This window comes from Streptomyces sp. NPDC048436 (genome assembly GCF_043200355.1).
Taxonomy (GTDB): Bacteria; Actinomycetota; Actinomycetes; order Streptomycetales; family Streptomycetaceae; genus Streptomyces.
In genome coordinates this window covers 19,940-41,553 of the sequence record NZ_JBICXP010000003.1, presented here as the reverse complement: position 1 = coordinate 41,553, position 21,614 = coordinate 19,940, and the positions used below count along the sequence as shown (strand labels likewise).

At 72.6% G+C, this 21,614-nt stretch carries 5 protein-coding genes; all 5 read left to right on the top strand.

Annotated features, from left to right (window positions below):
- The first annotated feature begins 38 nt into the window (after window positions 1–38).
- The 5 genes from ACGFX9_RS11180 (at window position 39) to ACGFX9_RS11160 (ending at window position 21,605) form a co-directional block, all read left to right on the top strand.
- On the top strand, window positions 39–1,340 hold the full coding sequence (locus ACGFX9_RS11180; RefSeq protein WP_393468443.1) for a cation:proton antiporter: 1,302 nt from the start codon (window positions 39–41) through the stop codon (window positions 1,338–1,340).
- Window positions 1,327–4,149, top strand: coding sequence for a BREX system ATP-binding domain-containing protein (locus ACGFX9_RS11175; protein ID WP_393468441.1), 2,823 nt, complete (start codon window positions 1,327–1,329; stop codon window positions 4,147–4,149). Before ACGFX9_RS11180 ends, ACGFX9_RS11175 begins: the two co-directional genes overlap by 14 nt.
- Window positions 4,150–4,164: 15 nt before the next feature.
- On the top strand, window positions 4,165–5,814 hold the full coding sequence (locus tag ACGFX9_RS11170; protein ID WP_393468438.1) for an NAD(P)/FAD-dependent oxidoreductase: 1,650 nt from the start codon (window positions 4,165–4,167) through the stop codon (window positions 5,812–5,814).
- A 185-nt stretch (window positions 5,815–5,999) separates the two neighbouring features.
- The gene (locus tag ACGFX9_RS11165; RefSeq protein ID WP_393468435.1) at window positions 6,000–12,269 is read left to right on the top strand and encodes an SDR family NAD(P)-dependent oxidoreductase; all 6,270 of its coding nucleotides are present in this window, start codon (window positions 6,000–6,002) and stop codon (window positions 12,267–12,269) included.
- Window positions 12,270–12,326: 57 nt separating this feature from the next.
- Window positions 12,327–21,605, top strand: a complete 9,279-nt coding sequence (locus ACGFX9_RS11160) for an SDR family NAD(P)-dependent oxidoreductase (protein WP_393468431.1) — start codon at window positions 12,327–12,329, stop codon at window positions 21,603–21,605.
- Window positions 21,606–21,614: the final 9 nt, after the last annotated feature.

Below are 21,614 nucleotides of genomic sequence, written 5' to 3'. Positions count from 1 at the left end.
CACCGTTCCCCGCGTGCTGATTGAGGTCTTAGCTGCCCATGACCAGCCACCAAGTGCAGTTGCTCTTCCTGGATCTCGCACTCATCCTGATGCTCGCCCGGGGACTCGGAGCGCTGGCCGCACGCATCGGGCAGCCTCCCGTCGTGGGCGAGATCCTCGCCGGCATCATGCTCGGCCCGACGCTGTTCGACGGGGCGCTCACCGACCGGCTCTTTCCGGATGACGTACGCCCGTTCCTGAGCGCCCTGGCCCAGATCGGCGTGGCGCTGTTCATGTTCGTCGTGGGACTGGAGCTGGAACACCGGGCGCTGCGCGGGCGGACAAGGATCACGGCCGGCGCGGCCCTCGGGTCGACCCTGGTCCCCTTCGTCCTCGGAATCGGCCTCGCCCTCTTCCTGCTGCGGGAGCACGAGACCAGCCAGCGGGCCGCGTTCCTGGTGTTCATCGGCCTGTCGGTGTCGGTCACCGCGTTTCCGGTGCTCGCCAGGATCCTCGCCGACCGTGGCCTCTCCCGCACCCACATCGGCGGTCTCGCCCTGGCCACGGCCGCGCTCGTCGACGTCGTGGCCTGGTCGGCGCTCGCCGCGGTGCAGGCGGTCGTCGGGGGCGCCGATGACTACTGGCGGGTGTCACTCCTGATCCCGTTCACGGCGGTGCTGCTCCTCCTCCGGCCGCTGTTGCGCCGGGTGTTCGAGCCCAAGGGCAACGGTCAGCCGGTCTCCTCCTCCGGGATCGCCGTCGCGCTCGTCGGTGCCCTGCTGTCCGCGGCGGCCACCGAGGCCATGGGAATGCACTACATCTTCGGTGCCTTCCTGTTCGGCGCGCTGATGCCGCGTGAGGGCATCGGAGCCGTACGCGACGAACTGTGCGAACGCACCGGGCAGATCACCACCCTGCTGCTGCCGGTCTACTTCGTGGTCGCCGGACTCAAGGTGGACCTGCGCGGAGTGGGCCTCGGCGGAGTCGTCGAACTCGGGGTCATCCTGCTCGTCGCCATCGGCGGCAAGATGACCGGCACCTACGTGGGCGCCCGCACTCAGGGGCTGCCCGCCCAGGGCTCCGCGACGCTCGCGGCCCTCATGAACACCCGCGGCCTCACCGAGCTGGTCATCCTCGGCGTCGGACTGCAACTGGGGCTGCTCGACGGGCGGTTGTACTCGCTCATGGTCGTCATGGCGCTCGTCACCACAGCGATGACCGGACCGCTGCTCAGCCTGATCGAGCGCCGGACCGGGGGCGGCCGCCGCGGCCACGAGGACACGGCGGAGGACCCGGCCGACAAGGTCGCGGCAGCGGACCGGGCGGGCGCGGGAGGGAGAGGCAACCATGCGGTTGGTTGAGCGGGATCGTGAGGTCGGCGCGCTCACCGACCTGCTCCGCCAGACCGAGCAGGGCCACGGCGGCATCGCCGTGGTCAGTGGCGGCACGGGCAGCGGAAAGACCGAGCTCCTCGACATGGTGCGCGGTCTTGCCACCGACGCCGGGTTCGTCGCCTTGCAGGCCACCGCCTCCTGGGCGGAGCGGCTCTCACCAGGCAGTGTCCTCGAACAACTGCCCAGGTACGCCGATACGGCGCCGGATCACAGCGGTGCCGTCTCAAAGGTGCTCGCCCGCCTGGGGGCCATCCGTGCGGACGCGGACGGCCGCACCCTTGAGCGGTGGCCGCTGGACGCCGCCACCGCGGCCGCCCTGCATCAGCTGTCCGCGGAGGTCGTGCGGATCTCCGTGCAGGCGCCGGTGCTGCTGTGCGTCGATGACATCCAGTTCACCGACTCGCTGTCCCTGCACTGGATCCTGCAGCTGGTGCGTGCCCTGCGTTCCTCACGCATCGCCCTGGTGGTCGCCGAGTGCACCCTCTCGAAGTCCGCCCATCCGCATCTGCACACGGAACTGCTGCGCCAGCCCAACTACCGGCGGCTGGATCTGCACGCCCTGTCCCAGGCCGGAGTCGGTGCGGTGCTCGCCGCGCACATGGATCCGGACCGGGCGGCCGTGCTGGCGGCGGACTGCCATCGCGTCAGCGGCGGCAACCCCCTTCTCGTACGCGCCCTGGTGGAGGACCAGCGACACACGGTGGTGCTGCCGGACACAAGCCCCGGACTCGTGGTCGGCGACGCCTATGCCGACACCGTGCTCAGCTGTCTGCACCGAGGCCGCACCACCGCGCTGCGGCTGGCGCAAGCCCTCGCGGTCCTCGACGAGGCCGACACCGGAACCGGCCGCCCGGTCCGGCTCCTGGACGAGGAGGCGGCCACGGTCGAGCAGTGCCGCAGCGGCCTGGAAGCGGCCGGCCTCATCTCGGCCGGCCGCTTCCGGCACCCCGTCGCACGGGACGCGGTGCTGCAGAACCTCTCCTCGCACGCACGCCGTGACCTGCACCGCCGTGCGGCGGAGCTGCTGTACGAGGACGGGGCGAGCGCCGTGCGGATCGCCCCGCACCTGCTGGCGGCCGAACCCGGCTGCCCGGCCTGGGGGTTGCCGGTGCTGCGGGAGGCCGCGGACCGTTACCTCTCGGGCAACCGCGCGGACGACGCGCACGCCTGTCTGGACGCGGCGCTCGCCATGTGCCGGGACGACGGTGAACGGGTCGCCCTGAGAGCCCAGCTGGCCGGCACCGCGTGGCTGCTCAACCCGTCGATCAGCGCCCGGCACCTCGGCGAGCTGGCCTCCGCCCTTCGGGACGGCCGGCTGCCCGACCAGCATGCCCTGCCGCTGGCCAAGCACCTGTTGTGGCACGGCAGGTTCGAGGAGGCCGTGGAGGCCATCGAGCGCATGGGCCGGCGCGGGACGGGGACCGGGCTCGACCCGGCGGGTGCCTCGGACCTCAGTGCCACCCGTGAGCTGTTGTCGGCGACGTATCCGCCGCTGCTGCGCTCCGCGGTGCTCTCCGTCCAGGGCGGGCCCGTGCCCAGGCCCCGCCCCACAGGCGACGAGTCCTCCCGTATCCACGGCGCCGCCGCGCTCACGCGGGTGCTCTCCCAGGGTCCCGGGACGACGGCCGCCGACGACGCGGAGGCGGCGATGCGGGTCATGCGCCTCGGCAAGAACACCCAGGAATGGATCATGTGCGCCGTCGCGGCGCTGCTCTTCGGGGAGCGTCTGGAGGCCGCGGGCAGCTGGTGCGACCACTGGCTCGCCGAGGCGCGCGAGCGTCGTGTCCCCCTGTGGGAGGCGGAGTTCGCCTCGCTGCGGGCCTCCATCCTGCTGCGGCAGGGCGACCCGGCCGGTGCCCGGAACCTCGCCGAGGGGGCGCTGGCACGGGTGCCGGCCAAGAGCTGGGGGGTGTGTCTGGGCGGGCCGTTGGCCAATCTGGTCCAGGCCGCCACCGAGATGGGCGACTACGAGGCGGCCGAGGAGTACCTCGGTGTCCCTGTCCTTGAGGGCATGTTCTCGACCCGCTTCGGGCTCTACTTCCTGCACGCCCGTGGCCGCCACCACTTGGAGACCGGCCGGCCCTACGCGGCACTCGACGACTTCATGGCCTGCGCGAGCCGCATGCGTGACTGGGGATTCGACCAGCCGTCGCTGGTGCCCTGGCGCTCCGAGGCGGCCCGCGCCCATCTCGCCCTCGGCGACCGGGACAAGGCGCACACCCTGGCCCTCGAAGAGCTTTCGCTGATCGGCAGCGGCCGGTTCCGCGCGCGAGGGCTCACCCTGCGCGCCCTCGCCGCGACCGGCGACGACCCGGCACGTGTGGCCCTGCTCACCGAGGCCGCCGAGACACTGCAGGCCGCCGGGGACCGGCTGCAGACCGCCGGGGCCCTGGCCGACCTGGGCCGCGCCCATCTGCGGGCGGAGCGGCGCGAGCTGGCTCATCCGGTCCTGGAGACGGCGGCACGCCTCGCCGGGGAGAGCAAGGCCGGGCCGCTGGCCGCCGCTGTCGCCGAGGACCTGGCTCGGGCCCGTCCGCGGTGCGCACCGGAGGACGCCGTCCGGGCCGACCGGGTGGCCGCGCTCGATCTGCTCAGCGGCGCCGAACGGCGGGTGGCCGCGCTCGCGGCCCGTGGCCACACCAACAAGGAGATCTCGGAAAGGCTGTTCATCACCGTGAGCACGGTGGAACAGCATCTCACCCGTGTTTTCCGGAAACTCGATGTCAGGGCACGCAGGGAACTGCCCGTGGAATCCAGGCTTCAAGCCGCCGAGTGAAGGAGAGACCCCCGTATGACCGCTACCATCCCGAGCACGAATGAATACGATGTTGCGATACTCGGAAGCGGAATGGCCGGTGGAATGCTGGGAGCGATCCTGGCACGAAACGGCGTGAAGGTGCTTCTCCTCGACGCCGGAACCCACCCACGGTTCGCTGTCGGCGAGTCGACGATTCCTTACACCTCCGGAATGACCCGGCTCATCGCGGACCGCTACAACGTGCCGGAAATCATGCCGCTGTCCAGCCACAAGGGAATCAGCAAGCAGGTCTCCAAGTACTGCGGGCAGAAACAGAACTTCGGGTTCGTGTACCACGAAGAGGGAAAGCTTCAGGACCCCGGGAAGATCAATCAGCTGGTGGTGCCGTCCGCGATCAGGACGGAGACTCATCTCTTCCGTCAGGACATCGACTCGTATCTCTTCAACGTCGCGGTCAAGTACGGTGCGACGCCACGCCTCGCCACCCGCATATCCGATATCGAGGTCGACCCCGCCACGGGTGCGGTCCTGCGCACGGACCGCGGTGAGGAATTCCGCGCCAGCTATGTCGTCGACGGGAGCGGATTCCGTTCGCCGCTCGCGGAGAAGTTCGCACTGCGCGAGACACCGACCCGGGCACGCACCCACTCGCGCACCCTGTTCACGCACATGATCGGCGTGGAGCCGTTCGACAAGGCGCCGGCCGGCCGGAAGCACAAGCAGCCCAACCCCTGGCACAACGGCACGCTGCACCACGTCTTCGACGGCGGCTGGCTGTGGGTGATCCCCTTCGACAACCACCCTGAGTCCATCAACCCCCTGTGCAGTGTCGGCCTCACCCTCGACCCCCGGGTCCATCCCAAGGACGAGACGCCTGGTCAGCAGGAGTTCGACACCTTCCTCGCCCGCTTCCCGGAGATCGCCTGGCAGTTCAAGAACGCCAAGGCGGTACGCCCATGGGTGTCCACCGGCCGCCTCCAGTACTCCGCCAAGCAGGTCGTCGGCGAGCGCTTCTGCCTGACCTCGCACGCGGCAGGCTTCATCGACGCGCTGTACTCGCGAGGCCTGACCAACACCCTGGAGCTCGTCAACGCACTGGGGTGGCGGCTGATCGCCGCCTCCCGCGACGGCGACTGGTCGCAGGAGCGCTTCGATCACCTCGAAACGCTCCAGCAGGGTCTCTTCGACTTCCATGACGACCTCGTCTACAGCTCGTTCGTGGGATTCCGCGACTACGAGCTGTGGAACGCGGTCAACCGGACGTGGATGCTCGGCACCATGCTCGGAAACGTGATGCTGGAGGACGCCTACTATCGCTACACGCGCACCGGCGACGAAAAGATTCTCCGCGAGCTGGAGGACAGCGCACGCCCCGGTTCACCGCTCCCGGTGAGCGAGGGGTTCAACAGGATGGGCATCCTCACGCGCGAATTGTGCGAATCCGTAGAGGAGGGGCAGACTTCGCCGAAGGCCGCTGCGGCACGCATTCTTGAGCATATTCGAGGGGCGGACTTCATCGCACCCTCGTTCAAGTTCGGCGAGCGCGACACGCGGTGCTTCAACATGTCGCCGGCAAAGATGGCGACAAATGCCGTGTGGTGCCGTAAGGAAGCACCCCCTGAGATCGGTCCCCGGATGATCAACGCGAGCAAGGGACTGGTCAGGATGCGGTTACGCGGCTGAAGCGGGCCGGTGCCACGGCAAACCCCTATCCATTCGATAGGGGTTTGCCGCTGAGAGGCCCGCAAAAAAAGGGGTGTTGGGCGTTGAAGCGCGCACCATATGCTGCGGACATGGCGTATGGGCGGATGCGGCATACGCCGAATTCGGAAACCGCCACGCCGAAGCGCAGCGTGAAGGGCAGCCAAATGGACGCGAGCACCGCGCAGGACGTCACGTACGGGTCCGCGAAAGACACCCAGCACAGCGAGGATCAAGGCTCCATAGCCGTCGTCGGCATGTCGGGGCGATTCCCGGGGGCCCCGGACGTCGAGGGACTGTGGCGGCTCCTGATGGACCGGGGCCACGCCATTGGGCCCGTACCGGCGGACCGTTGGGACGCGTCGGCGCAGCTGGACCCCGAACGGGAAGTCCAGGCCGTCGGAGGTTTCCTCGACGGCGTCGACCGCTTCGACGCCGCCTTCTTCGGGATCTCCCCGCGTGAAGCCGCTGCCATCGACCCGCAGCAACGCCTCCTGCTGGAGGAGGCGTGGCGGGCCATGGAGGACGCCGGGCAGCACGTGTCGGGTCTGTCCGGCACCCGCACCGGCGTGTACGTGGGCGCGTCGTGGCACGACTACGAACTCCTGCGCAAGGAGCGGGGCGCTGCACACACTCCGCACAGTCTGGTGGGCAATGCCCTGGACGTGATAGCCGCCCGGCTCTCCTACGTCTTCGGCCTGCGCGGCCCCAGCCTCACCGTGGAGACGGGCTGTTCGTCCTCGCTGGTGGCTCTGCACCTGGCAGCCCAGGCACTGCGCCAGGGCGAGATCGAGTCGGCGATCGTCGGCGGCGTCAACCTCATGCTCGATCCCCATGTGACCGTAGGGCTCACGCACTTCGGGGCGTTGTCACCCGACGGAAGGTGCGCGACGTTCTCCGCGCACGCCAATGGATTCGTACGGGGCGAGGGCGTCGCCGCGCTCTATGTGAAGACCCTGGAGCGCGCTCTGGCGGATGGTGACCGCATCCACGCCGTCATCCCCCGCACCGTCGTCAACAACGACGGTGGCGGCGCGAGCCTGGTGACGCCGAGTCCGGACGGCCAGCGTGACCTGCTGACCCGTGTGTACGCGGACGGCCTCGTACCGCCCGGCGCGGTGGCCTACATCGAGGCGCACGGGACCGGCACCGGGCGTGGCGACCCCATCGAGGTCACCGAGATCGGCCGGGCCGTGGCCCGGCACCGCACGCGGGGGCCGCTCGCCGTCGGCTCGGTGAAGACCAACATCGGACACCTGGAGGCGGCCGCCGGCATGGCGGGCCTGTTCAAGGTCCTGCTCTGCCTTCGCCACCGCACCATCCCGCCGAGCCTCCACTCGGCCGAGCTCAACCCCGACATCCCCTTCGACGAGCTCAACCTGCACGTCGTGCGCGAGCCCCTCGCGCTGCCCGGCGACGAACCGCTCTACATGGGCGTCAACTCCTTCGGCTGGGGCGGCACCAACGCCCACGTCGTCGCGATGAGCCCGCCCGAGCCGGCCGCCGAGCCCCGGGGGCAGACGCCGGAGACCGGGCTTCCCGCCGTCGTGCCGCTCTCGGCACGGCAGCCGCAGCTGCTCCAGGAGCGCGCGCGAGAGCTCGACGCCGCGCTGACGGACACCACCGCCGCGCTCACCGACGTCGCCGCCACCCTCGCACTGCGCCGCGACCATTTCCCGGCCCGTGCCGCCTTCGTGGCGTCCGGCTCCGAAGAACTGCGCAGCCGCCTGGCCGCGTTCGTCGCGACCCCGGACGCAGCGCTGCCCGGCGTCGTGGACGGACGTGCCGTACCGCGTGGCCGCACCGCCTTCGTCTTCCCCGGCCAGGGCTCCCAGTGGAGCGACATGGGCTGCGCCCTCTACCGGGACAGCCCGCTGTTCGCCGATGTCGTGCGCCGATGTCGCGCGGCGCTCGCCCCGCACGTCGACTGGGACCTCCTCGACATCTTCGCCGGAACGGCGGGTGAGGAGTGGATGTCGCGCATCGACATGCTCCAGCCCACGTTGTGGGCCATGTCCCTCGGCCTCGCCGAGCTCTGGCAGGCCTCGGGCGTGCGCCCCGACGTCGTACTCGGTCACAGCCAGGGCGAGATCACCGCGGCCACCCTCGCGGGCGTCCTCAGTTACGAGGACGCCGCCCTGGTGATGGCGCGCCGCAGCGCGATCGCCCGGCGCACCTCCGGGCACGGCAGGATGCTCGCCGTCGACCTGGACCGGGAGTCTGCGGCCGCCGCCCTCGAAGGCTTCGAGGACAGTGTGTCCCTGGCCGTGCACAACGGGCCCAACTCCTGTGTCCTGTCGGGTGAGAAGGACTCCGTCCTGGTGCTGAAGGAGCTCCTGGAAGCCGAAGGCACGTACTGCAGGCTGGTCAACGTCGACTACGCGTCGCACAGCCCGCAGATGGACCCCCTCGAAGCGGACCTGCTGACGGCCCTCGCTCCGGCCCGCCCACGCGCGGGGTCCGTCGCGCTGATGTCCACCGTGCGCCGCCGGGTGCTCGACGGCACCGAGATGGACGCAGCGTACTGGGTGGAGAACCTGCGCAGCCCCGTGCAGTTCGCCGACTCCATGCAGGCGTTGCTCGACGACGGCGTCACACACGTCGTGGAGATCAGCCCGCACCCCGTGCTCGCCCCTGCCGTCGAACAACTGGCCGCCGACCGGGCGCAGCCGCCTGCCGTGCTCACCACGCTGCGCCGTCACCACGGCGACGTCGACGACTTCGCCCAGTCCCTGGCGGCCGGATATGTGGCCGGCCTCGAACCCTTCGGCGCCCTCCCCCGGCGTGCCCTCGTGCCGCTGCCGGGTTATCCGTTCAGCGGCGAGCGCCACTGGACTCCCGTACGGCAGCAGGGCTCCGGCGCGTCGCGGGGCTTCGATCCACGCTTCGGGCCCGCGCCCGGGCGTCCGGGGGTGCGCCTGGCGGAGCTGGAGCTGGCGCTGCCGGACCTGCCGTGGCTGGGGGACCACCGGGTGTACGGCGCCGCCGTGCTGCCGGGGGCCGGAATGCTGACCCTGGCCGTGCACACCGCGCGGGCGGGCCTCGGTCGGGGCCCGGTGCGGATCGACGACGTCACCTTCCGCAAGGAGATCGCGCTCGGCGCCGACCCGGTGGGCATCACGGCCGAATGGCATGAGGACGACACGGCACACGGCGCCTTCCGGCTCCTCTCCCTGGCTCCCGGCGACACGCGGTGGACGGTGAACGCGACCGCCCGGATCAGCCGCTCCACGCCGGACTCGGCCGCACCGGACTCGGCCGCGCCGGACTTCCCCGCGCCGGACTTCCCCTCCTGGTACGAGACGTCCGCGCAGGAGGCGGTCGGGCAGACCCCGGCCGCGCCTGCCGAGATCACCGGTGAGGACTTCTACCTCGCCTGCGCCGAGCGCGGCCTGGAGTACGGCCCTGCCTTCCAGGGCGTGCGGTCCGTGCGGGTGGCCGCCACCGGTGACGAGGCCGTGGGCGAAGTGGTCGTCGGCGAGCGGATGCGGGCCACGAACCGCGCGGGTGTGCTCCACCCGGCGCTCTGGGACGGCGCCTTGCAGGTATCCCTCGCGCTGCAGAGCCACACGGACGGCGCGCTGGTACCCACGTCGGTCCGGTCCGTGCACCTCGTCGGCGACCACGAAGAGCCCGTCACCCACGCCTGGTCGCACGTCAGGCGACGCGGTGACGGCACCGTGGACGTCACCGTCTTCGACTCCGGGCGCAAGCCCTTGCTCGTCATGGAGGCCCTCACCCTCGAACCGCTGCCGGGCAACGGTGAGGCTCCGTCGGACACGGAGCGGTGCCACCGGGTGCAATGGACCGACGTCACGGACGCGCCCGCCGAGGAGGCACGGCACGAGGGGGCACGCTGGACCGTGGTGTCCGCCGACGCGAGCCACCACGCCGGTCAACTCGCCGACGCCCTCGTGAAGTCGGGGGCTCTGGTGACCCGTACCGACACACCGGAGATGGCCGCGGCGGACGGCGTGGTCTTCGTCGCCCCGCCCGCCACGGCCGGGGACATCGCGCAGCGCACAGGCCTACGCGACCTCGTAGAGCTCGTCCGTGCGGGCACGGCCCTGCCCGTCCCGCCCCGGCTCGCTGTCGTCACGGCAGGCGCCCAGGCGGCGGGCGGCGACCACACCCCCGACCCTGGAGCTGCCCAGTACTGGGGCTTCACGCGCGCGCTGCGGCGCGAGCACGGCGAATTCGAGGCGCGGCTCATCGATGTGCTCCCCTCCGACGAGGACTGGGCAGCCGCCTGTGCGGCGGAGCTCGTCGGCGGCGCGGCGGAGGACCAGGTCGCGCTGCGCGGCCCGCGCCGTCTCGCCCCCCGCATCGTCCGCGGTCCGGCGGCGGACGAGCCCGCCGTCGCACTCCCCCCGGCCCGCACTCCCCGTCAGCCGTTCCGTGCCGCCGTCGGGGCCGCACGCCGCGACACCATCGACCTCGTCCCCCTCGACCGGCGCCCTCCCGGCCCCGGCGAGGTCGAGATCGAAGTGACCGCGACAGCGTTGGAGGGCGTGCTCGGCGCCTCCTGCGCCGGGGTCGTCATCGACGTCGGCATGGACGTCGAGGGCTTCGCGGCCGGCGACCGCGTGGTGGCGTGCGCCGCCGGAGCGCTCGCCAGTCATGTGACGGTGCACGCCGATCACGTGCTCACGGCTCCCGACGGGCTGCCCGACGCCGAGGCGGCCGCGTTGCCGATGGCCATGGCCGTCGCCGGGCACGCGCTTGCCGACATCGGCCGGCTCGCGCCCGACGACACCGTCCTCGTCCACTCGGCCGCCGGCGGTCTCGGTCTCGCCGCCGTCCAGGCGGCCCGCCTGCTCGGCGCCCGGGTGCTCGGCGCCGACCGCGACCAGGAGGGGCGACGACTCCTGGCCGACCTCGGCGCCGACGACGTCTTCGACACCGACGACCCGTTCTGGTACGAGCGGGTCAAGGCCGCCACATCGGGGCGCGGCGTGGACATCGTGTTCGGCCCGTTCACGGGAACCGCCGTACGCTCCGGACTCGAACTGCTCGCCCCCGGCGGACGGTTCCTCGACACCGGAAGCATCACATCGGGCGGCACAAGCCGCTCGGTCGACCTCGACGCGCTGCACGGCGGCATCAGCCTGGCCACCATCGATCCGGCAGGGCTCCTCGCGGCGCGCCCCGAGCGGTTCACCCGAGCGCTCGAAACAGTCTGGGATCTGGTCGCAGCCGGAAAGCTCGAACCCCTGCCCGTACGCCGCGTCGACTACGCCGAAGTCAACCCGGCGCTGCTGGAGTTGACGGGCCCCGAGCGCGTCGTCGTCACCGGGCTGCGGGACGTCGACGGGGTGGCGGCGGTGCCGCTGCCCGCGGGACGGCTGCGCGCCGACGGCACGTATCTGATCACGGGCGGCCTCGGCGCCCTGGGGCTTTCGCTCGCCGAGTTCCTCGCCCGCAACGGCGCGGGGCACCTGGCCCTCATCGGCCGGTCCGCGGCGGGCCCCGAGGCGGAGCGGCGGATCGCCGCGCTGCGGGCCGACGGCATCCGGGTGCACACCGTGCGGTGCGACGTCGGTGACCGGGCCGCACTCGACGCGGCCCTGGACGAGGTGCGCGCCCAACTGCCGCCGCTGCGTGGCGTGGTGCACGCGGCCGGTCTGCTCGACGATGCCACCGTCGTCAACGTCACCTCCGAACAGCTGGCCTCCGTGCTCACCCCCAAGACCGACGGAGCGCGGAACCTGGACGCGGCCACGGAGCACGACCCGCTGGACCTCTTCGTCCTGTTCTCCTCTGCGGCGGCCCTCGTAGGCAACCCGGGTCAGGCGGTCTACGCCGCGGGCAACGCCTACCTCGACGCTCTCGCCGAGGCACGCAGGCGCCGTGGCCGACCGGCGCTCAGCGTCCAGTGGGGTCCCTTCACCGACGTAGGGCTCGCCGCTGACGACAGCAGGCGCGGCGCGCGGCTCGCCGAGCGCGGGATGGGCGGCATCGACGTGGAGGAGGCCTGGCCGGCGCTGATGCGGTTGCTGACCCAGGACGAACCCGTCGTCGGCTACGTCCCCATCGAACTGCGCCAGTGGTTCGACGCCTACCCCGACACCGCGGCCCTCAAGAGCTGGGAATGGCTGCGTGCCGCGGCCAAGGACGGCAGCGGTGGCGGTGCGTCCGGAGCGGAGCTGCGGGCACGCGTCGCGGCAGCGCGACCGGACGAACGGGCCGGGCTCGTGGAGGGCACCGTGCGGGAACTGGCCGGTCGTGTCCTGCGGATCGACCCCGCCGCCATGGAAGGTGACACCCCCTTCAAGGCGCTCGGCCTCGACTCCCTGATGAGTCTCGAACTGCGCAACCGCCTCGAAGCCGCACTCGGCATCAAGCTGTCGCCCACCCTCCTGTGGTCCTACGGCAGCCCGTCGGCACTGGCCACAGCGCTCGCCGGCCAACTGTCCGAGGCGGACGGAGCGGACTGACGTCCCCCACCGAACCCGTCGCCGGCCGCCATCACCCCACCGCGAGGAACTCCGTACATGAAGAGCACGGACATGGATGACCCGAACACGGACGAGAACACCGCGGCGGAGCCCGTGCCGGCCCAGGCCGCACGGTCCGGGGCGACGAAGCAGACCCCGCTCTCCCGCGCGCTGGCCACCGTCCGCAGACTGCAGCAACGCCTGGACGAGCAGCAGGGTGACCAGCCCATCGCCGTGATCGGTGCCGGACTGCGGCTGCCCGGCGGCATCGACGACCTCGACGGCTACTGGACGGCTCTGGCCGAGGGCCGTGACCTGGTGCGGCCCATGCCCGCCGCCCGCAAGGGGCCCTTCGCCAAGGAGTGGGAGGGGCTGCCGCAGCGCGGCGGGTTCCTGGACGAAGTCCTCGATTTCGACGCCGACTTCTTCGGGATAAGCCCCCGCGAGGCCCGCCATCTGGACCCTCAGCACCGGATGCTCCTCGAGGTGACGTGGGAGGCCCTGGAGAACGCCGCGCTGCCCGCCGACCGGCTCGCGGGCACCAGCACGGGGCTCTACCTCGGCATCATGTGGCAGGACTACCGGGAGTGGCTGGCCGGGGAGCCCGACGCGTACTGGACCACGGGCAACGGGCACAACTTCGCGGCAGGACGCATCGCGTACGCGCTCGGCCTGACCGGGCCCACGCTCTCCGTCGACACGGCGTGCTCCTCGTCGCTCGTCGCCGTGCACCTCGCGGTGCAGGCGCTGCGGCGCGGTGAGTGCGAGACGGCCTTCGCGGCCGGCGCCAACCTGATCATGTCGCCACGGTCCATGCGCCTGGTGCGGGAGACACGTTCACTGTCGCCGGACGGTCTGTGCCGCACGTTCGACGCCCGGGCCGCGGGCTTCACCCGCGGTGAGGGGTGCGGCGCCGTCGTCCTCAAGCGCCTGGACCACGCGGTGCGCGACGGAGACAGGGTGCATGCCGTGATCCGCGGCTCGGCCGTCAATCAGGACGGCCGCTCCGGCGGGTTCACCGCGCCCAATGTGCTCTCGCAGATCTCCCTCATCGAATCGGCGCTGGCCTCCGCGCGCCTGGAGCCGGCCGACATCGGCTACGTCGAGGCGCACGGCACCGGTACCTCGCTGGGCGACCCGATCGAGATGGAGGCCCTCGCCTCCGCGCTCGGCCGCCGCAACGGTGGCGCGCCGCTGCCGGTCGGCGCGGTCAAGACGAACTTCGGGCACCTGGAGTCGGCGGCCGGAGCAGCCGGGCTCGTCAAGGCCATGCTGTGTCTGCAGCACCGGCAGATACCGCCCGTCGTGCACTTCAAGACCCTCAATCCGCGCATCGACCTGTCCGGCACCGGGATGACCGTACCGACCTCCCTGACGGACTGGGCGCCCGGCAGCGGCGACCACGCGGCGGTCAGCTCCTTCGGCATGAGCGGCACCAACGCCCAGGTGATCCTTGGCCTGCCGACACGGGACGAGTTGGCGCTCGGCGCCCCCGCGGACGCCCCGGCGGAGCTGCCCGTCACCGGGTTCGAGATATCGGCCAGGACGCCCGAGGCCCTTCGGGCGCTCGCCGCCGCCTACGCCGAACGGCTCGGTACGCTGCCTGCCGCCGACTACCCGGCCTTCGCGCACACGGCCACCGCGGGCCGCGCCCGCATGCCGGAACGGGCCCGGATCACCGCCTCGACCCCCGCCGCCGCGGTCACCTCGCTGCGGGCCGTCGCCGCCGGGGAAGAAGCCCCCGACTCGGCGGCGACCGATGCGGCGGACGGCGCGGGCGGTGTACGGCCGGGTGATGAACTCCCGCGCCGTGTCATCGACTTGCCGGGCTATCCGTGGCAGCGGCGACGGTACGCACCGCAGGCGACGGCCGACGCCGGAGACACTGGCGCGCCGGCCGACGCGGCGCTCGCGGCCCCCCGGCCGAGCGACTACGAGGTCACCTGGCACGAGGCGCCCGCGGTCGCCGCCTCCGCGGGGAACGATCACCCCGCGCTCGTGCTGGCCGGCGACGACACCGAGCTCCTCATGGGCCTCGCCCGGGCGGCCACCGCACGCGGGTGGGGCGGCACGCTGCTCGTGCCACCGGACGCCGCCGTGACCGCGGCCGAGGGCTGGCAGACAGGGGCGCTGCCCGACAGCGCGGGAACGTGGCGGGAATTCTTCGGCGGCCGACCCGGCGACACCCCGGCGCGCCTTGTCCTGGCCTGGCGGGCCACCGCGTCCGACGGCGACACCCGGTCCGCCGCCGAACTGTGCGCCGCCGTCACAGCGGCCGTCGCGGCGCTCGCCGGAACGGCAGGCTCCGAGGGCCAGGCCCTTGCCGTCACCCGAGCCGCCCGCCGCACCGGCCCCGACGACACGGCGGCGGCCACCGACCACTCCGCCCTGCACGGGCTCGCCCCCGTCCTTGGGCTCGAACTGTCCGCCGCCTGGGGCGGCATCGTGGACCTGCCGGGCGACCCGACCGAGCCCGACCTGGACACCCTGATCGACTTCGTGACCGCCGGGGACGGCCGGCCCGTCGAGGACCTCGCCGCCATACGCGAGGGGCGTGTGCTCGTCGCACGGCTGAGGCCCACGGAGGCCCAGCCCGCCCCCCTGCCGGTACGCGCCGACGGAACGTACGTCGTCACCGGCGGACTCGGCGCTGTGGGGCGGCAGTTGACCGGCGATCTGGTACGCCGGGGCGCCCGGCATCTGCTGCTCATCGGGCGCCGGGCCGAGACCCGGCTGGACGCGGAGGCGACGGAACTGCTGGCGCGGCTGCGGGAGGAGGCCGAGCAGGTCGTCTACCAGGGCGGAGGATGTGACACCGCCGAGGCCCTGGCCGCCGCGTGCGCGCCACTCGCCGGCATGCCGCCGGTACGCGGCGTGATCCACGCGGCGGGGAGCGTCGAGCGGACCCCGGCGATCGCCACCGGGGTCCCCGAGTTCACCGCCGCGCTTCGCGACAAGGCCGCCGGCGCGTGGTGGCTCCACCGGGCCTCCGTGGACTGGGAGTTGGACTTCTTCCTGCTGATCTCGTCGGTGTCCGCGGTATGGGGGACCGAGCAGTGCGCGGCGTACTCGGCCGCCAACGGCGCGCTCGACGGCCTGGTCGCACAGCGGGTGTCCCAGGGACTTCCCGCGGTGAGCGTCGCGTACGGGCCCTGGGCTCTGGACGGCCAGGGCATGGCGGACGCCACCTCCCAGGAGCGGTACGCGCGCCTCGGTGTCTGGCCTCTGGACTCCGCGACGGGCTGCGCCAAACTCACCGCCCGCGCGCCCGGCCACGCGGGGCACATCGTGGCGTGCCCCCTCGACCCGCACCGCTTCGGGCACGTGATGTCGGGCCTGCGGCCACGCGGCCTGTTGGCCGCGCTGGGCACCGGGGCGGACGAGGGCGCGGAAGAGCGCGCCGCCCTCGGCCCGGCGGGCACCGCGAGTCCCGCCCCTGAGCCCCGCGTCGTCGAAGGACTCGCCGCGCTCCACGAGAGCGCCCGTCCGCAGGCCGCCCGCGACCATGTCGCCCGCATCCTCGCGGACGTCCTCGGCCACGACGACCCGAGCGCCGTGCGCCGGGACACCGGCTTCTTCGACCTGGGTCTGGACTCGATAGCCGCCGTCGACCTGGTGACCAGGCTCGCCGCGGCGTTCGACGCGCCCCTGACGGTGGCCGACGCGTTCGACCACCCCACTGTCCGTGAACTGGCCTCGCATCTGCTGTCCGCAGCCCCCGGAACACCCCGTGCGGACGCGTCCGGTCCGTCGGCCCGCCCCTCGCGGGCACTCGCGCCGAGCAGTGCGGCGCCCGCGCCGGAACCCGTCTCATCCGCCCCCTCCCCCGGCCCCGTCGACCACGAGCCCGTCGCCATCGTCGGGATGGCGGGGCGCTTCCCCGGCGCCGACGACATCGACGCGTTCTGGGACCTGCTGCGCTCGGGCCGGGACGGTGTCGGGACGGTGCCCGCGGACCGCTGGGACGCCGCCGCCTACGCGGCATCGGACCAGGGCACGGACGAGCCCGGCAGCATCGTCAGCGACCAGGGCGGGTTCCTGCGCGACATCGACCGGTTCGACGCCGACTTCTTCGGCATCCCGGCCCGCGAGGCGGAGAACCTCGACCCGCAGCAGCGGCTCCTCCTGGAGTCCGCCTGGCACGCGCTAGAGGACGGCCGCATCGATCCGAGGAGCCTGAAGGGCAGCCGCACCGGCGTGTACGTCGGCATCAGCTACAGCGACTACGCGCGGCTGCTCGCACAGGACGGCCCCGCCGGGCTGGACGCGTACTACAGCACCGGCACCGCCCTGAACGCCGCCGCCGGCCGCATCGCCTACACGCTCGGCCTCAACGGGCCCGCGATCGCAGTCGACACCGCATGCTCGTCCTCGCTCGTCGCCCTTCACCTGGGCCTTCGCTCCCTGCGCTCCGGCGAGACGGACGCGGTGCTCGCCGGCGGCGTGAACGTCATCCTGGATCCGTCGGCGTCCGTGGCCGTCAGCCGCGCCCATATGCTCTCGCCGGACGGCCGCTGCCGTACCTTCTCCGCCGACGCGAGCGGCTTCGTACGAGGCGAGGGCTGCGGAGTCCTCGTACTGAAGCGGCTGAGCGACGCGCGGCGGGCGGGCGATCCGGTCCTCGCGGTGATCCGCGGCAGCGCCGTCACCCAGGACGGCGCCTCGTCCGGGCTCACCGCGCCCAGCGGCACGTCCCAAGAGGCCATGTTCGAGGCCGCGCTCGCCGACGCCGCCACCGAGGGCCACGAAGTGTCGTACCTGGAGGCACACGGCACCGGCACCACGCTCGGTGATCCCATCGAACTGGGCGCGGCCTGGCGGGCGCTGGGCCCGGGCCGCAAGGCCGGGGCGCCCCTGCGGGTCGGCTCGGTCAAGAGCAACATCGGCCACTGCGAGTCCGCGGCGGGCATGGCTTCCGTCATCAAGACGGTGCTCGCCCTGCGGCACGGGCTGCTGCCCGGCAATCTGCACTTCTCCCGGCCCAATCCGCACATCGACTGGGAGTCGATGAACGTCCAGGTGGTGGAGTCCACGACGCCATGGCGGTCCATGGGCGGCCCCCGCGTGGCGGGAATCTCCGGCTTCGGCTTCACGGGCACCAACGCCCACATCGTTCTCGCGGAGGCGCCCGAGCCGGACGCCGCCGCCGCTTCGGTGCCCGGCGCGGACCGCCAGGACCCGGATCCGGACGACGCCCTGCACCTCTTCCCGCTCTCCGCCCCCGACCCGGAGGGCCTCACGCGGCTCTCCGCGGCCTGGCGGCAGCGCATCGCGGGCGCCGGAACGGGAGAGCTGGCCGCCCTCGCGGCCACCGCGGGCGCGGGCCGGGCCCACTTCCCCTGCCGGCACGCGCTCATCGGCCGGGACCGCGAGCAGCTCCTCGCCGCCCTGGACGACGCCGGTTCGCGCGGGGCGACGCGCCCCGCCCCGGCCGCTCCCAGGATCGCCTTCCTGTTCTCCGGGCAGGGCAGCCAGTACGCCGGGATGGGCCGGGACCTCTACGAGACCGAGCCGGTGTTCCGCGCCGCGTACGACGCCTGCGACCGACATCTCGCGCCGGTGCTCGGCGCCTCCCTGACCGACCTGGTGCTCTATCCGGCGGACCCGGACGCGCTCAATGAGACCCGGATCACCCAACCGGCCCTGGTATCACTGGAGTTCGCCCTCGCCGAGCTGTGGAAGTCCTGGGGAGTGACCCCCGCCGTGGTCATGGGCCACAGCGTCGGCGAGATCTCCGCGGCGCTCTGCGCCGGTGTGATGGACCTGCGCACCGGACTCGGTCTGATAGCCGACCGCGCCCGGCTGATGCAGGCCACGGAACGCGGCGCCATGCTCGCCGTGTCGGCCCCCGAGGAAGACGCGGTCGCCTGGGCGAAGGAGACGGGACTGGATCTCGCGGCCGTCAACGGCCCGGGCGCGACGGTCCTTTCGGGCTCACCGAAGGCCGTCACCGATCTGGAGGAGCGACTCACCGGGCTCGGTGTGCGGCACCGCAGGCTCAGCGTCTCGCACGCCTTCCACTCCCGTCTCCTGGACCCCGCCCTGGACGAATTCGCCGCCGCCGTGGCCCCGTTGGAGTTCCGGCCCGCCACCGTGCCTGTCGTCTCCAATGTGACCGGTCGGCTCGTGTCGCATGACGAGTACGACGCGGACTACTGGCGCGAACACGCTCGCCGCCCCGTCCGGTTCCTCGACGGCGTACGCCGGCTGGGCGAGCTGGACGTGGATGTGTGCCTGGAGATCGGTCCCGGCCGCACGCTGGTCAGCCTGGTGCAAGGCGCGGGCGCCGCCCCTCAGGGCGGTGTCGCCTACTCCCTTCGCCGGGGAGCCGCGGGCCGTGACACCCTGCGCACCGCCGCGGGCAAGCTCTACGAACTCGGCCAGGACTTCGACTGGCAGCGGGTCAACGGCGCGGAGCACGGCGGCCACGGGGGTCACATCGACACCCCGCGGTATCCCTTCGCGCCCACCCGGCACTGGGCAAGGACCGCCGACCGGGACGGGCGCGCGCCGCGGGCCGTGGACCAGGTCACGCGGGCGGCCCGGCCCGACGGGCCGGCCTGGGGCATCGAGCTGCGCTCCCCCGCGCTGCGCGGCGGCCGGGTGTTCGCCACGCAGCGCAGCACGGTCCACCCCCCGCACCTGACCGACCACCGGCTCTTCGGCGTCGTCTCGGTGCCGGGTGCCTCCCAGACCGCCACGGTCCTTTCCGCGCTCGGGAGCGGAGGGGCCCCCGTCACCCTGGAGGACCTGCACTTCCCCCGCGCCCTTGTGCTCCGGGACGGCGAGCTCTACGACCTCCAGATCATCGAGGAGGTGCAGGAGCACGGCACCCGCACGGTGAGCGTGCAGAGCCTCGTGGACCCCGAGCAAGGCAAGTGGCAGGAGCACCTCGCGGCACGTGTCGCGCCGCCGCACGCGGACCCCGCCGGGCCCGTCTTCCCGCGGGAGTCCTTCATCGAGGGCGCCGAGAAGCATCTGGACGGCGACTCCTTCTACGCCCATCTGCGCACCGTCGGCTACCACTTGGGCCCGTCCTTCCGCTGGCTCCGTGATGTGTGGATCAACGGCGACGAGGCTCTGGTCCGCTTCGCCGAGCCGGATGAGATGAACGAGGATCCGGACGGTTACGAGATCCACCCCGGCCTGCTGGACTCCTGTCTGCAGAGCACGGTGGCGTTCGCGGTCGCCGCCGCGGAGCCCGGCTCCGTCACGGAGGAGACGGCCCTCGCCATCCCGTTCGCCGCGGCTCGCGTCTCACTCCGCGGACGTCCTGCCCGCCGGGCCGAACTGTGGGCCTGCGTAAGGGTGGTGAGGTCCCGTCAGCACGAGGGCGCTGCCGGAGACTTCCTTGCCATCGAATCGGCCGACCTGCACCTCTTCGACGGTACGGGCGCGACGGTGCTCGACGTCGACCGCTTCCGGTTCCGCAGCGCGCCACGCTCGCTTCTGGAACGGTCGCTGCGTGAGCGGATCCGGCACGCGTACGTACTGCGCGGCGAGTACCTCGCGGCAGACACCGCGGGAGCAGGCGCCCGCCCCTACCACGTGGCCGTACTGGACACGCCGGAGCAGCCCCACGCCAAGGACCTGAGGAGCGCCCTCGAAGGGGTGGGGCACCGCGTGACCGAGGCGGCACCGGACCAACTCGCCTCGCTGACACCGGACTTGGTCGTCGACGCCCGCTTCCTCGCGGTCGGCCCGGATTCCACAGACCAGGGCGACGTCACGCCAACCTGCCCGCCGACGGAGGTCCTCGCCTCCGTACGGACACTCGCGGACGATCTGCGCGCGATCCCGCGCCACCTCCCTTACGCCGTGCTGTGCGCGGCCCCTGAGCCAGGCCTGCCCGATCCCGGGGCCCCGCGCCGCGAGGCCCTGTGGTCCATGCTCACCGCGCTCGAAGCCGAGCAGACCGAGCGCAGGCTCCTCCGGGTGACCGTCGTCGGCACGGCGGCGGGCGGGACGGACGCCGGCGATCGCGTGGCCCGCGCGCTCACCGGCGCGCTCGACACGGAGATTCCCGAGACCCGCCTGGAGGTCGACGCCGCCGGAGTCCGCGCGGTGCGCCTTGTCCCGTGCGACGAGCCCCGGCCTCAGGGCCCGCCCGGCTCCGTCCACGACGGGTCGGCGCTGATCACCGGAGGCCTCGGCGCCCTAGGACTGAGCAGCGCCACCGCGCTGGCAGCCTGGGGGGTGCCCGCCATCACGCTCATGGGACGCTCCGCACCGGACGCGGAGAGCCGGCGGATCATCGCCGCCCTCACCGCGGGCGGCACCCGCGTGCGCATCGTCGAGGGCGACGTCACCGACGCGGCGGACTGCCGCCGCGCCGTCGCCGAAGCAGGCCGGGACGCGCCCCTGAGGATCGTGCTCCACCTGGCCGGAACGTCCGACGACCGCGCCTTCGAGCACCTCGACGACGAGGCCTTCGCAAGCGTCTTCGCCGCGAAGGCGACCGGCGCCGCCCACCTGACGGCGGCCCTGAAGGACAGCGGCGACGACCTGGCCGCGCTGGTCTTCTTCTCCTCCGTGGCAGGAGTGCTCGGCAGTGCCGGACAGGTCAACTACGCGGCGGCCAACGGCTTCCTGGACGGCCTGGCGCGTGCGCTGCGGGCCACGGGCGTCCCCGCCACGAGCGTGGCCTGGGGCCCCTGGATCCCGCGGGCGAAGGCGGGGCTCGCCGGGTCCGCGGCGACCGGGGAGGCCATCGGCAGGCTCGGCATCACACCGCTCGACGACGAACAGGCCAAGGATCTGCTCCAGCTGTGCATCGCGGAACCGGAGCTCACCGCGAGGGACGCGCGTCTTGTCGCCGTCGCCGTGGACGCGGAACGCTACGCGACCCGCACCGCCGGGCATCCCCGGGCCGCGCTGCTGGGCGGAGCGACACCGCGGCAGGGCCTCGCGCCCGCCGGCCGTCCACAGCGGGGTCAGCTGAGCGAGCTGCTCGACAGCATGGACGACGAGGGGGCGCAGGACCAACTCCTGGTAGCGGTACGGGAGTTCCTTGCCGTGGTGCTGGGCGAACGCGGCCCGGTCGACGACGATCTCGGCTTCGGCGAACTCGGGCTCGACTCCATCATGGTCATCGACCTGCGCACCCGCCTCTCGCACGCGCTCGCCCTTGAGCTGCCGGCGACGGCGGCCCTCGACCACCCCACGGTCACCCAACTCGCCGGGTACATCGCGGACCTGCGCGGAATGCGGCAGCCCACCACGGAAGCCGCCCCCACGCCCGCCCCGTGGACCGACACCGACCCCACAGCGCTGTCCTTCGACGAACTCGTACGAGCCGTCCAGGCGGACGTCGCAGAGCTGGCAGAAGAGAAGTGAGGAACCCCA